The sequence below is a fragment of the Streptomyces sp. CAI-85 genome (genome assembly GCF_013363615.1).
Lineage (GTDB): Bacteria > Actinomycetota > Actinomycetes > Streptomycetales > Streptomycetaceae > Streptomyces > Streptomyces antibioticus_B.
Map to the genome: position 1 here is coordinate 26,215 of NZ_JAANNX010000021.1, position 12,476 is coordinate 38,690.

General features: G+C 71.2%; 12 protein-coding genes and 1 pseudogene. 9 read left to right on the plus strand and 4 right to left on the minus strand.

Going from position 1 to position 12,476, the window contains the following annotated elements; all coding sequences use genetic code 11:
• Positions 1-5: 5 nt before the first annotated feature.
• On the plus strand, positions 6-2,525 hold the full coding sequence (locus G6W55_RS22360; protein WP_175522608.1) for a DUF4118 domain-containing protein: 2,520 nt from the start codon (positions 6-8) through the stop codon (positions 2,523-2,525).
• 29 nt (positions 2,526-2,554) lie between these two features.
• On the opposite strand, the gene G6W55_RS22365 is transcribed toward G6W55_RS22360, so the two are convergent.
• Complete coding sequence (locus tag G6W55_RS22365) at positions 2,555-3,535, minus strand: sporulation protein (RefSeq protein WP_175522665.1); 981 nt, start codon at positions 3,533-3,535, stop codon at positions 2,555-2,557.
• A 423-nt stretch (positions 3,536-3,958) separates the two neighbouring features.
• On the opposite strand from G6W55_RS22365, the gene G6W55_RS22370 reads away from it, so the two are divergent.
• From G6W55_RS22370 to G6W55_RS22385, 4 genes are all read left to right on the plus strand, one after another.
• Positions 3,959-4,348 (plus strand): hypothetical protein, encoded by a 390-nt coding sequence (locus G6W55_RS22370; RefSeq protein ID WP_175522609.1) that lies wholly within the window; start codon positions 3,959-3,961, stop codon positions 4,346-4,348.
• A gap of 48 nt (positions 4,349-4,396) precedes the next feature.
• Positions 4,397-5,005: a TetR/AcrR family transcriptional regulator gene (locus G6W55_RS22375; RefSeq protein ID WP_175522610.1), complete on the plus strand. Its 609-nt coding sequence runs from the start codon at positions 4,397-4,399 to the stop codon at positions 5,003-5,005.
• Between the two features lie 65 nt (positions 5,006-5,070).
• Positions 5,071-5,958, plus strand: coding sequence for an EamA family transporter (locus G6W55_RS22380; RefSeq protein WP_217687240.1), 888 nt, complete (start codon positions 5,071-5,073; stop codon positions 5,956-5,958).
• A 142-nt stretch (positions 5,959-6,100) separates the two neighbouring features.
• The gene (locus G6W55_RS22385; protein WP_175522612.1) at positions 6,101-6,589 is read left to right on the plus strand and encodes a DUF4265 domain-containing protein; all 489 of its coding nucleotides are present in this window, start codon (positions 6,101-6,103) and stop codon (positions 6,587-6,589) included.
• Between the two features lie 97 nt (positions 6,590-6,686).
• Here the strand turns inward: G6W55_RS22385 and G6W55_RS22390 are convergent, their stop codons facing one another.
• Both G6W55_RS22390 and G6W55_RS38830 read right to left on the minus strand, forming a co-directional pair.
• The gene (locus G6W55_RS22390; RefSeq protein ID WP_175522613.1) at positions 6,687-7,088 is read right to left on the minus strand and encodes a hypothetical protein; all 402 of its coding nucleotides are present in this window, start codon (positions 7,086-7,088) and stop codon (positions 6,687-6,689) included.
• A gap of 396 nt (positions 7,089-7,484) precedes the next feature.
• Positions 7,485-7,730: a hypothetical protein gene (locus tag G6W55_RS38830; RefSeq protein ID WP_254876374.1), complete on the minus strand. Its 246-nt coding sequence runs from the start codon at positions 7,728-7,730 to the stop codon at positions 7,485-7,487.
• 25 nt (positions 7,731-7,755) lie between these two features.
• On the opposite strand from G6W55_RS38830, the pseudogene G6W55_RS22395 reads away from it, so the two are divergent.
• The 3 genes and pseudogenes from G6W55_RS22395 to G6W55_RS22405 form a co-directional block, all read left to right on the plus strand.
• Positions 7,756-8,121, plus strand: a pseudogene (locus G6W55_RS22395) (helix-turn-helix transcriptional regulator); the annotation flags it as partial.
• 249 nt (positions 8,122-8,370) lie between these two features.
• The gene (locus G6W55_RS22400) at positions 8,371-8,601 is read left to right on the plus strand and encodes a DUF5133 domain-containing protein (protein ID WP_030797276.1); all 231 of its coding nucleotides are present in this window, start codon (positions 8,371-8,373) and stop codon (positions 8,599-8,601) included.
• A gap of 190 nt (positions 8,602-8,791) precedes the next feature.
• A complete protein-coding gene (locus tag G6W55_RS22405) occupies positions 8,792-9,343 on the plus strand; it encodes a YceI family protein (protein WP_030797274.1) in 552 nt (183 codons plus the stop codon).
• 17 nt (positions 9,344-9,360) lie between these two features.
• On the opposite strand, the gene G6W55_RS22410 is transcribed toward G6W55_RS22405, so the two are convergent.
• Positions 9,361-10,356: an alpha/beta fold hydrolase gene (locus tag G6W55_RS22410; protein ID WP_175522614.1), complete on the minus strand. Its 996-nt coding sequence runs from the start codon at positions 10,354-10,356 to the stop codon at positions 9,361-9,363.
• A gap of 113 nt (positions 10,357-10,469) precedes the next feature.
• Between G6W55_RS22410 and G6W55_RS22415 the strand changes: the two genes are divergently transcribed.
• Positions 10,470-12,440, plus strand: coding sequence for a WD40 repeat domain-containing serine/threonine protein kinase (locus G6W55_RS22415; protein WP_175522615.1), 1,971 nt, complete (start codon positions 10,470-10,472; stop codon positions 12,438-12,440).
• Positions 12,441-12,476 lie beyond the last annotated feature (36 nt).

The window sequence follows — 12,476 nt, forward strand, 5'->3', positions numbered from 1 at the left end:
ACGACATGGCACGCGGCAAGCTCCGGATCTACCTCGGCGCGGCACCGGGCGTCGGCAAGACCTACGCGATGCTCTCGGAGGCGCACCGCCGGGTCGAGCGCGGCACCGACTGCGTCGTCGCCTTCGTGGAACACCACGACCGGCCGCGCACCGAGGTGATGCTGCACGGCCTCGAACAGGTCCCGCGCCGTGAACTCGCCTACCGCGGCGCGCCGTTCACCGAGATGGACGTGGACGCCGTCCTGCGGCGCGCCCCCGCCGTCGCCCTCGTCGACGAGCTGGCCCACACCAATGTGCCCGGCTCGCGCAACGCCAAGCGCTGGCAGGACGTGGAGGAACTGCTCGCCGCGGGCATCGACGTCGTCTCCACCGTCAACATCCAGCACCTGGAGTCGCTCGGCGACGTGGTCGAGTCGATCACCGGGGTCCGGCAGCGCGAGACCGTCCCCGACGAGGTCGTACGGCGTGCCGACCAGATCGAGCTGGTCGACATGTCCCCGGAGGCGCTGCGCCGCCGTATGGCGCACGGCAACGTCTACCGGCCGGACAAGGTCGACGCGGCCCTCTCCCACTACTTCCGTCCCGGCAACCTCACCGCGCTGCGCGAACTGGCGCTGCTGTGGGTGGCCGACCGGGTCGACGAGTATCTGAACGAGTACCGCAGCGCGCACCGGGTGTCGGCGATCTGGGGCTCGCGCGAGCGGATCGTCGTCGGCCTGACCGGCGGCCCCGAAGGACGCACACTCGTACGACGTGCCGCGCGGCTCGCCGAGAAGGGCGCGGGCGGCGAGGTGCTCGCCGTCTACATCTCCCGCAGCGACGGCCTCACCGCCGCCTCGCCCAAGGAACTGGCCCTCCAGCGCACGCTGGTCGAGGACCTCGGCGGCACCTTCCACCATGTCGTCGGCGACGACATCCCCGCCGCCCTCCTCGACTTCGCGCGGGGCGTGAACGCCACACAGATCGTGCTCGGCGTCTCCCGCCGCCGGAGCTGGCAGTACGTCTTCGGACCCGGCGTCGGCGCGACCGTGGCCCGCGACTCCGGGCCCGACCTCGACGTCCACCTCATCACGCACGGCCAGGCGGGCAAGGGACGCGGACTGCCGACGGCACGCGGCGCCCGCCTCGGACGGTCCCGGGTCGTCGCCGGCTGGCTGGTCGGCGTCCTCGGCCCCGTCCTGTTCACCTGGCTCCTTACGGCCGTCGTCCCGGACGTCGGCCTCGCCAACGACATGCTGCTGTTCCTGACGCTGACGGTCGCGGCGGCCCTGCTGGGCGGGCTGCTCCCGGCGCTGGCGTCCGCGGTGGTGGGCTCGCTGCTGCTCAACTGGTTCTTCAGCCCGCCCGCCCACACCCTGACCATCGCCGACCCGCAGAACATCGTCGCCATCGCGGTCTTCGTCGGGGTCGCCGTGGCCGTCGCGTCGGTCGTGGACCTCGCCGCCCGGCGCACCGACCAGGCGGCGCGGGCGCGCGCCGAGTCGGAGATCCTCTCCTTCCTCGCCGGCCATGTCCTGCGCGGCGAGACCAGCCTCGACGCCCTGCTGGAACGGGTCCGCGAGACCTTCGGCATGGAGTCGGTGGCGCTGCTGGAGCGCGAGAGCGACGTGGCGCCCTGGACCCGCGCGGGCAGCGTCGGCCCCCGCCCCTGCGCCGTGCCCGACGAGGCGGACGTCGACGTCCCGGTCGGCGACCGGATGGCGCTGGCCCTGTCCGGCCGGGTGCTCCCCGCCGCGGACCGCCGGGTCCTGGCCGCCTTCGCCGCCCAGGCGGCGGTGGTCGTGGACCGCCGGCGCCTTCAGGAGGAAGCGGACCGTGCCGAGGAACTCGCCGAGGGCAACCGCATCCGCACCGCCCTGCTCGCCGCCGTCAGCCACGACCTGCGCACCCCGCTCGCCGGCATCAAGGCGGCGGTCACCTCCCTGCGCTCCGACGACGTCGAGTGGTCCGAGCGGGACCGGGCGGAACTCCTGGAGGCCATCGAGGACGGCGCCGACCGGCTCGACCACCTGGTCGGCAACCTGCTCGACATGTCCCGGCTCCAGACCGGCACCGTCACCCCGATCATCCGCGAGACCGACCTCGACGAGGTGATCCCGATGGCGCTCGGCGGTGTCCCCGAGGACAGCGTGGACCTGGACATCCCGGAGACCCTGCCCATGGTGGACGTCGACCGCGGCCTCCTGGAACGCTCGGTCGCCAACGTCGTGGAGAACGCCGTCAAGTACAGCCCACCCGGGCAGCGCGTCCTGGTCTCCGCGAGCGCCGTCGCCGACCGGGTGGAGGTCCGCGTCGTGGACCGCGGCCCCGGTGTCCCCGACGAGGCCAAGCCCCGCATCTTCGAACCCTTCCAACGCCACGGCGACGCCCCCCGCGGCAACGGCGTCGGCCTCGGCCTGGCGGTCGCCCTGGGCTTCGCGGAGGCCATCGGCGGCAGCCTGCACGCGGAGGACACGCCGGGTGGGGGACTGACGATGGTGCTGGCGGTGCGGAGGGCGGCGGGGCGGGAGGGGGCGGTTCAGTAGGGGGCGGGTTCAGTAGGGGGTGACCTTCGTCAGTCCTCGCCGCCCTCCTGGTCCTCCTCGTCGTCGCCTTCGAAGAAGTCGCCCACCTCGTCGATGACTTCGGCCGCGACCATGCCGCCGACGACCCCGACGGCGAGCCCGGCCGCACCGGCCGCGACGGCGGTGCCGATGCCGGGGCCGGAGCGGTGACCGTGACCGTGATCGTGATCGTCGTGGTGGCTGCTGTGGGTGTGGTGGTGATGATGCTCGACCAACTGGCGGATCCAGCCGTCGACTTCGGCGTTCCAGTCGACCTGCTCGACGCCTTGGTGGCCGACGGTGAAACGGCTCACGGCGTCGTGGCCGTCGGAGAAGAGCCCGCCGCGCTTGTCGGCCTCCAGGATGATGTCGACGCCGCCCGGACTCGCGAGGAAGGTCACCTCGATCTCGTTGACCTGGTGGGCGTATTGAGGCGCCGGGGTCAGCTCGATCTCCTGATAGAAGGGCAGTTGCTGACCGGTCCCGCTGATACGCCCCAGTTCCAGGTCCGCGGACTTGAAGCCGAAGCCGAGCCGGCCGAGCGCCTCAAGTACCGCCTCCTGGACGGGCAGTGGCCGCACGGCAAGCTGGTCGAGGTCACCCTTGTCCTTGGCGCCGGAGATCGCCAGCTCGGTGCGCACGCCGAGTACGACGCCCAGAGCCTGCCCGTGCAGCTCGGTGACGGGGGTCTCCCAGGGCACCGTCACGCTGAACGGCACGCTGTGCAGTTCACCGGCGGCGAGCCGGAAACCGCCCCCGACGGTGAACCGTTCGAAGACGACCGCGCCCTCGGACTCCCCACCGTCATGCTCGGCCTCGACGCGGGCCACCAGCTCCAGGGTGATGCGCTCGACCGTGAAGTCGGCGTCACCGCCCTTGAGTTGGACCTGACCGCCGAGTTGCCCACCGGGCATGACCGCGCCCGGGTCGAGGACCGTGTCCACGGTGGGCCCACCCACCCCGAGCGAGCCGAGCAGCCGCTTGAACACCATCGTGGCGTTCACTCCTTCATGTGTACGTACGGGTTGTTCGCGAGAGAGGAAGGAGTTCACCGTCCTTGTCCGAGACCCCCTTCGACGCCGAGACCGGAACCATCCGGGCCACCCCTTCGCTCTATCTACATGCGTGTAGAAGAATAGGCGGCCGTCACCCCGCTCGACCGACATCCTGACAGAACGGCCGAAAACCACCCGTGAGGGCGACGTGCATGGCTCTCCCGGCGACCAGGCTGGCGGCCGGCAATTCCCCGACGTCTGAGCGTCGGCGTCGATGTCAGTCGCTTCTACAAGGCTTTCCCAGCCTGCGCCATGATCGGGAGAGACTATGGGCACTTGGGACGTCGGGAGCAGCTCAGCCTCCTCTGACCCGTCGCTCTGCGCCCCGACCCCTGTCACGTCCGAAAGGTAAAGGCCACCATGAGCTGGGACGTACTCCTCCTCCGCCTGCCCGAGGGTGTCGGCTCGTTGCATGAGCTTCCCGCTGACTGCACTTCGGCGCCGCTGGGCAGGCAATCCGATGTACTCGTGACCGTCAAGCAGGCCGTTCCCGAAGTCGATCTCTCGGACCCCACGTGGGGCGAACTGTCCGGCCTCACATGGTCCATCGAGCTCAACATCGGCTCAGACCCGGTGGACTCGATCATGCTTCACGTCCGGGGTTCCGGTGACGACGCGCTGAGGCCCGTCTTCCGTCTGGCTGAGGCTCTGCGGTGCAAGGTCCTCGACCTGACGGAAGGGGACCTGATAGTTCCTGGGCAGGCGTCGGGCTGGCGCGCCTTCCAGCGGTTCCGTGACCGTGTGGTCTGACCCCGCTCTGTAGGTAGACTGGTCTACCTAATTAGTGGGAAGGGTGTCATGACCGAGATCGAGGCTGCCGCACCGTCGCCCCGCCGACGACGCGGTGCCGCGCGGGAGAGGCTGCTTGCTGCCGCCGCGCGGCGCTTCTACGCGGATGGCGTGTCGGCCACCGGGATCGATGCGATCACCGCCGAGGCGGGCGTGGCGAAGATGAGTCTGTACAACAACTTCTCCTCCAAGGCCGACCTGGTCATGGCGTACCTGGAAGCGCGGCACGAGGAGTGGCTGGACCTGTACCAGCGGCGGCTGGCCGCAGTCGCCGACCCGCGCGGCGCCGTACTGGCCGTCTTCGACGCCTACGCCGATCACGCCAACTTCGCCTACGAGCACGGGTTCCGGGGCTGCGGTCTGCTGAACGCCGCTGCCGAACTGCCTGCGGGCGACGAGGGTCGGACGGTGGTGCGCCGCCACAAGGAGGAGGTCGAGGACCTGCTCGCCGGACACCTCGAAGAGCTTCTGCCCGATCACCCCGAGCGGGCGCGCGCCACGGCGGAGCACCTGTCGTTCCTGCTGGAAGGCGCGATGGCCCGCGCAGGCCTGGAGGGCGCGGACACCCGTCTGGAACACGCTCGCTCGATGGCCGCCGATCTCCTGGACCGACTGTGAAGCACCGCACCGGACCCCTGACCGGTCCGCTGTGCGTCCTCCTGGCGTCGGTGCTGTGGGGCACCATGGGCACCGCCGCGACGTTCGCCCCGGACGTGGGTCCACTCGCGATCGGCGCGTTCGCCATGGGCCTCGGCGGACTGCTCCAAGCCCTCGTCGCCGCACCGCGTATCCGCCGCGAGGCGGCCGGCCTGCGCGCACGGCGCGGTGCCGTACTGCTCGGGGCCCTCGCGGTGGGGCTCTACCCGCTGGCCTTCTACAGCTCCATGCACCTCGCCGGCGTAGCCACCGGAACCGTCGTGTCGATCGGCTCGGCCCCCCTCGCCTCGGCGCTCATCGAGCGCACCGTCGACGGACGCCGTCTCACGCGCCGCTGGACGACCGGCGCCGCGCTCGGCCTGGCCGGCACGGTGCTGCTGTGCGCGGCCGAAGCGGCCCACGCGTCCACCGGTACCGGGGCGGGTTCCGCCGGAGCGACGGTGCTCGGCGTCGGCCTCGGCCTGGTCGCCGGATTCACCTACGCCCTCTACTCCTGGGCCGCCCACCGACTGATCAGCGACGGCGTCGGATCGTCCGCCGCCATGGGCGCCGTATTCGGGATCGGCGGCCTGCTCCTGATGCCGGTGCTCCTGGCCACCGGCGCCCCACTCCTCGACTCCTGGTCCAACGCCGCCGTCGGCACCTACATGGCCCTCGTCCCGATGTTCCTCGGCTACGTCCTGTTCGGCTGGGGTCTCGCCCACGTGCCGGCGAGCACGGCCACCACCCTCTCCCTGCTCGAACCAGCCGTCGCCGCCGTACTGGCCGTCGCCGTGGTCGGCGAACGGCTGCCCCTGCCCGGATGGCTCGGCGTCGCCCTGGTCGTCGGCTGCCTCGCCGTACTCACCACACCGGCCGGGACGCGGCGCCGTTCCCGGACCGCGGCTGCCGTGGTTGCCGCCGAGCCCGGCTGAGTGTCGCGGGCGCGCGCAGGGGTACCGGGGAAGCCGATCCCGCTCACGGAGGTTGGAATGGCATTGCGTTTCCTGCCCAGGACGGCTTGGCGTGCGGGCCCACGCGAAACGGTGCCTGTGTGTCTGCGTGGATGATGGCTCGGTGACCAACATCAGCAAGGACCACGTGAAGGTCCATTTCCGCATGGACATAGACGAGGACGGCTGGCCCCCTGCGAGCGTCGAGAGCCTATGGGCGGTTGATCTCGGCGACGGTACGGTGCGGCTGGACAACACGCCGTGGTTCGTCCGTGGAGTCGCCTGCGGCGACATCATCAAGGTGCAGCCGGATGATGACGGTGTTCTCTGGGCCGGCGAAACAGTTCACCCCTCGCAGAACTGCACCATCCGCCTCATCGTGCTGAAGGACGACGGCTCCGCCGCCGCCCGGCAGAGCGTGCTCGAGGTCTTCCACCGCCTCGGCACGACGGGCGAAGGCATCGAGCGGTTCCGGATGGTCGCCTTGGACGTCCCGCCGCAGGCGGACCTGCCCAAAATCCGCGAACTGTTGGAGCACGGTGAGACCAAGGAGTGGTGGCACTGGGAAGAGGGGTGCGTCACCGCTGCGTGGCAAGCCACTGCTCGCGCGTGAAGACGGCGGTACAGGACGAAGACCGAACTGAGCCCGCTGCCGGAGCCACCAGACATGGCCGGCCCGGCAACGGGCCACAGACCTCAGACCAGGCGGGTCAGTTCAGCAAGGTGACCGAGTAGTCCAGCGTGGTGCCGGTGACGGTGTACGTCGCCGTCTGGCCGTTGTCGCAGTACGAGACGTACGAGTTGCCGTAGTTGGAGGTCCCGCCCGTGGCCCGCACGAAGGGGCGGATCTCGGTGCCCTCCGGGAACGACGTGGTGTTCAGATCGATCGTCCGGGTCTGGTTGATGGGGTAGGCGTCGGTCGACGCGGACTGCTCACCGGTGCGAGTGCTCGCCGACCACGAGAGTACGAAGCCCGCGTTGTTGACCACGGCTAACTTCTGTACGCAGGGCTCGGCCTGCGCGGATGCGGCCTCGGCATGCGCGGCGGGCACGACGCCGAGCGCCAGGACGCCGACGGCGGGGAGTGCTGCGCGGTACAGGACTCGGAGCATGTGGTCCTCTTCCTCAAGCGATGAAAGCGATGAAAGTGGCGAACGTGCCGACGGTCGTTCCGTCGGCGACGCACCCGCGAGTACCCCGCCGCCCCCTCGGCACCGCCCGCACCATGCGCCGGCGTCCACAACAGGCCACGACCGCGCCCGCCCGCGAGGCCATGTCGTCGCAGGTGGACGGAGGCCGCGTTCGCCGCCGGAATCGCGGGATCCGCAGGACCAGCATCGGCACTTCCTCGATCAACGCCACGCGCAGCTCGGACAGTTGGCCGAACGGTGCCCGGTCGAGCAGTCGCGGCCACACTGGGTCCGGCACCGGCGCGTGTGTCTTCCTCGGCCCAGCCATCACTGCGGCCGCCCTTCATTGCACTGCGAATTTGATCGGCCGGCCAGGGTCTAGCCGGGCTGCCCGTCGGTGCCGACGCACGTCGGTTCGGGCGCTTCCGAGTCCCCGGCCGGTGCCGGGTGCGTGCAGTGGATGAGGACGCGCCCGGGGCGGGCCGGACCGGCGGTCGTCAGGGCCTCGTGCAGAGCGGGGCCGATCCTGTCCGGCAGCCGTCCCGAGTCGGCCCACCGCAGGACGTCCGCCGCCACCTTGCGGGCCGTGTCCGCCGTCGCCGACCAGCCCCTGGTCGCCTCCACGGCCGCCCAGCACCTCGCCGCGAGCGTGTCGGCCGCCTTCCCGAGCACCGCGCTGACCGAGCCGACCGGCTCCGATCGCCAGGACGCCCGCCCCGCCGCGTTGCGCCGGGCGCTGGCACACATCGAGGACCACGCCGACCGACCCGTCACCGTCGCCGAGATCGCCGCCGCGGCCCATGTGACCGTCCGCGCCCTTCAGTACGCCTTCCGCCGGCACCTCGACACGACACCGCTCGCCCATCTGCGCAGGGTGCGCCTGTCCCACGCCCATCGGGACCTGCTCGCCGCCGACCCCGGTGAGGGCGCCACGGTCACCGACATCGCCGCCCGGTGGGGCTTCCACCACCCCGGCCGCTTCGCCGCTGTGTACCGCGACTGCTACGGCCACTCACCGCACCGCACCGCACCCTGCACGGCTCCTGACGCGCACCGACTTCGGGCGGGGCCCGCCTCAGCGGTGGCCGTCGGGGTGCAAAACCACCTTCGTCCAGCCGTCGTCCCGGTTGTCGAAGTGCTCGTACGCCGACGGCGCCTCGTCCCCGTTCGCACTGCTCCTAAGGAGTGCATGAGGGTGGCATGCGTGGGCAGGTGGTCCGTGTGTGACGCACGCGCTGTGTCGCGAGAGGAGAGGAATTTTTCGATGTTGATGGCCCACCCCGTGATCCTCCGGGACCTGATCGAGCAGTACGAGGCGCTGCGGATCCTCCACGCGGAGGAGGGCAGCAGCACGGAGGTGCGTCAGCGCATGGACGACGTCGCGTACACGCTCTGCGTGGCCACCGGGACCCGGGACATCGACGCCGCGCTCATCGCCGCCCGCTTCCGGCTGCCCGGCGCCCGTCCGGAGGACGACTCCGTCCTCACCTCCTGAACCCCGGAATGAACCTTGGCGCACCGGCCGTATCGGCCTCCGCTCGCCCGGGTGCAGTCACCGGTCAGGGTGCAATCCGCCCCGGCCGCGCGCGTTCGGCCGGGGCGGCGCGCGCCCGCCGCCTAGCGTGAGCCGGGAACGATCCCGGCGGACCGCCGTCGGGATCCGGACCCTACGGAGGTAGCTGACAATGACCGACGCACTCTCTGAGCTGACCGGTGACTACGTCCTCGACCCGGCCCACACCCGGATCGGTTTCGTCGCCCGCCACGCCATGGTCACCAAGGTGCGCGGCGCCTTCCACGAGTTCGAGGGCACCGCGCACCTGGACGGCGCCGACCCGGCCAAGTCCACCGCCGAGGTGGTCATCAAGGCCAAGAGCATCGACACCGGCGTCGAACAGCGCGACCAGCACCTGCGCACCAACGACTTCCTGGACGCGCCCAACTTCCCCGACATCACCTTCCGCACCACCGGGGTCGTGAAGAAGTCCGACGCGGAGTACCAGGTCACGGGCGACCTCACCGTCAAGGACACCACCAAGCCGGTCACCATCGACTTCGAGTACACCGGCAACGCCGTCGACCCCTACGGCAACCAGCGCGTCGGCCTCGAAGGCTCGGTGACCATCTCCCGCAAGGAGTTCGGCGTCTCCTGGAACGCGGCCCTGGAAGGCGGCGGCGTCCTGGTCGGCGACAAGGTCGTCCTGGAGTTCGACATCTCCGCGATCAAGCAGGGCTGACGACACCGCTCCCGTCGTCAGGCACCGGAGCCCGACCGCCGCGTGCGGATCACGAGCACCGCTCCCGCCGCGACCGCCAGCGCGGCCGCACCCCCGAGGGCCGCGGTCCGTGTCGTGGAGGTGCCGGTCTTCGCCAGGCTGGGGCGGTTGTCGTGGGCGGCCTGGAGGATCAGGTGGGTTACGGCGTCGGGGTTGGTCTCCAGGACCGCGTGCGGGGCGTCGACCTCGACCGTGGTGGAGCCGGCGCGCTTGGCCATGAACCGCAGGTTCTCGGTGCCGATCGTGCGGTCGTCCGTGGCGACGAGGTACCAGGACGGGATCGTCTTCCACGCGGCCGCCTTGGAGGGCTCGGCGCCCGCGATCGGCGTGACCGGGCGCTGGGAGGCGGCCAGGGCGGCGGCCTTGGCCTTGTCGAGCCGGTCGCTCAGGAACACGTCGCTGAACTTGTCGGCCTTGATGTAGAGGTCGACGTCGGTGGGCCCGGAGCCGAGCGGAACCGCGTCCAGGGCGGTGGGCAGCGGTGCGTTGGGGTCGTCCGACAGATGGCTTCCCGGGAACTTCGCGGCCAGCTTGAGCGTGTCCTCGCCCTTGTCCGGCACGAAGGCGGCGATGTAGACGAGGGACTTGACGTTCGGGTTCCCGGCGGCGGCGTTGGTGATGACCGCGCCGCCGTAGGAATGGCCGACCAGGACGATCGGGCCCTTGATCGTCTTGAGGCGGGCGGCGAGGTAGGCGGCGTCGCCGGAGAGGCTCCGCAACGGGTTGGCCGTGGCGACCACGGGATACCCCTGCGCCCGCAGGCTCTCGCTGACCTCGTCCCAGCCGGAGGCGTCCGCCCAGGCTCCGTGCACGAGGACGACCGTCGGTTTGCCGCCGTCCTGGGACTCGGCACTGCCGCCACCGCGCTCGGACGCCACGGCGCTGCCGGCCGTGGCGACCGCGAGAACCGCCGCGGGCAGGAGCGCCGCCGGCGCGAGGATCCGGTGGGTGAAGGGGGAGCGTATGAGCTTCATGGTCACTCTTTCGGCGTCGGATATTTACGCTGACGACGCTGCTGCTCTCCGCACACGACGGCAATGCACCGAAGACCACCTGGGTGAAGATCGTCAGACGTAGAGTGACGGCCATGGTGGGGGACGAGGGGCGCCTGGTGGGCGGCCGGTACCGGTTGGTCGCGCTGATCGGCCAGGGCGGAATGGGCCGGGTGTGGCGCGGTGTCGACGAGACGCTGAACCGCCAGGTCGCGGTCAAAGAGGTCCTGCTGCCCGACGGACTGCCGCCCGGGGACCGCGCGCAGCTCGTCCGGCGCACGCTGCGTGAGGCCGAGGTCGCCGCCAAACTCGGCCATCCCGGCATCATCACGGTCCACGACGTCGTCAGGGACGCGGACGTGCCCTGGATCGTCATGGAGTACGTCTCCGGCCCCTCCCTGGCCGGACTCGTCGCGCAGGAGGGCCGGCTGCCGTGGCGGCGCGTCGCCGCGATCGGGGCGCAGATGGCCGACGCGCTCGCGCACGCCCATGCCGCGGGCGTGGTGCACCGTGACCTCAAGCCCGACAACGTCCTCGTCCAGGACCGGCGCACGATCATCACCGACTTCGGTATCGCCCGCGTCCTGGACGGTTCCGCCGGAACCAGACTGACCCGTACGGGGGCCGTGGTCGGCACGCCCCAGTTCATGCCGCCCGAGCAGATCGAGGGCGGGGACGCGGCCGCGTCCGGCGACCTGTGGTCCCTGGGCGCCACCCTCTACGCCGCCGTCGAGGGAAACGTGCCCTTCGACGCGCCGAGCCTGATGCCGTTGTTCCACGCGATCCTCGCCAAGCCCCTGCCGCCGCCCCGGCACGCGGGAGAACTCGGCCCACTCCTGGAGGAGTTGCTGGCCAAGGACCCCGGCAAGCGACCCACCGCGGCGGCACTCGCCGTACGGCTGACCGCCCTGCACCACCCGCCCACACTGCGCGATCCGCAGCCACCCGCCCCGCCCCGGCAGATCCACCAACGGTCCACCGTCACCGCACCCGCCCAGCCGCCGAACGCGGTCCACCCCCCGACCCGTCCGGCAGCGTCGGCACGACGACGCCCCTCGACGTCCGCCGCGCCGGGCGGACCGAGCCGACGGACCCTCCTCCTCGCCGGCGCCACCGTCGCGATCGGGGCGACCGGCGGGTGGTGGGCCTGGAAGTCCGACACGAAGGACGACGCGATCCGGGCCGGCACCAGCCTCCCCGGCCACACCAAGAACGTGTACGCGCTGGCCTACAGCCCGAACGGCAAGAGCCTCGCCAGCGCGAGCGAGGACAACACCGTCCGCCTGTGGAACGTGACCGCCCCCGACGGCGACGCCGAACCGGCCGAGCTCACCGGCCTGTTCTGGGCGCTCGCGTTCAGCCCGGACGGCCGGACACTCGCCGGCGGAGGCGCCGACGGGACCATCCATCTGTGGAACGCGGCGGACAGACGCCTGGTCGGCACACTCAAGGGGCACAAAGAGCAGGTGTCGTCGCTCGCCTTCAGCCCGGACGGCAAGACGCTCGCCAGCGGTGGCCTCGACGCCTCGCTCCGCCTGTGGAGCCCGGCCGACCGAAAGCTCCTCGCACGGCTCGACGGGCATGACTCCAACGTCGCGGCGGTGGCGTTCGGTCCGGACGGCAAGACGCTGGCCAGCGGCAGTTGGGACAACTCGGTGCGCCTGTGGAGCGTGGCCGGCCGGAAGTCCGTCGCCCGGTTCAGCCACGCCAACTACGTCAGCTCGGTGGCGTTCGGTCCGGACGGCGGGACCCTCGCCAGCGGCTGCTGGGACAACTCCGTGAACCTCTGGAGCGTGACCGGCCGCGAGAAGACCGCCACCCTCGACGGGCACACCAGCGTCGTCCGGGCCGTGGCGTTCAGCCCGGACGGCAGGACACTGGCCAGCGCCGCCGAGGACGAGACCGTACGCCTGTGGGACCCGGTCGAGCAGAACGGGATCGCCGTCCTCTCCGACCACTCCGGTGCCCTGTGCTCGCTCGCGTTCAGCCCGGACGGCAAGACACTGGCCAGCGCCGACAAGGCCGTACGCCTGTGGGATCTCGACCGGCAACTGCCCGCGCCGTGATCTTCGGCCTCAGGCACGGCGACACGGCGCGGGCGG

What these genes read in the sequence shown, in the direction of transcription:
- G6W55_RS22360 (WP_175522608.1), top strand. Translation starts at nt 6, where the DNA reads ATGGCACGCGGCAAGCTCCGGATCTACCTCGGCGCGGCACCGGGCGTC.
- G6W55_RS22365 (WP_175522665.1), bottom strand. Translation starts at nt 3,535, where the DNA reads ATGGTGTTCAAGCGGCTGCTCGGCTCGCTCGGGGTGGGTGGGCCCACC.
- G6W55_RS22370 (WP_175522609.1), top strand. Translation starts at nt 3,959, where the DNA reads ATGAGCTGGGACGTACTCCTCCTCCGCCTGCCCGAGGGTGTCGGCTCG.
- G6W55_RS22375 (WP_175522610.1), top strand. Translation starts at nt 4,397, where the DNA reads ATGACCGAGATCGAGGCTGCCGCACCGTCGCCCCGCCGACGACGCGGT.
- G6W55_RS22380 (WP_217687240.1), top strand. Translation starts at nt 5,071, where the DNA reads ATGGGCACCGCCGCGACGTTCGCCCCGGACGTGGGTCCACTCGCGATC.
- G6W55_RS22390 (WP_175522613.1), bottom strand. Translation starts at nt 7,088, where the DNA reads ATGCTCCGAGTCCTGTACCGCGCAGCACTCCCCGCCGTCGGCGTCCTG.
- G6W55_RS22400 (WP_030797276.1), top strand. Translation starts at nt 8,371, where the DNA reads ATGTTGATGGCCCACCCCGTGATCCTCCGGGACCTGATCGAGCAGTAC.
- G6W55_RS22405 (WP_030797274.1), top strand. Translation starts at nt 8,792, where the DNA reads ATGACCGACGCACTCTCTGAGCTGACCGGTGACTACGTCCTCGACCCG.
- G6W55_RS22410 (WP_175522614.1), bottom strand. Translation starts at nt 10,356, where the DNA reads ATGAAGCTCATACGCTCCCCCTTCACCCACCGGATCCTCGCGCCGGCG.
- G6W55_RS22415 (WP_175522615.1), top strand. Translation starts at nt 10,470, where the DNA reads ATGGTGGGGGACGAGGGGCGCCTGGTGGGCGGCCGGTACCGGTTGGTC.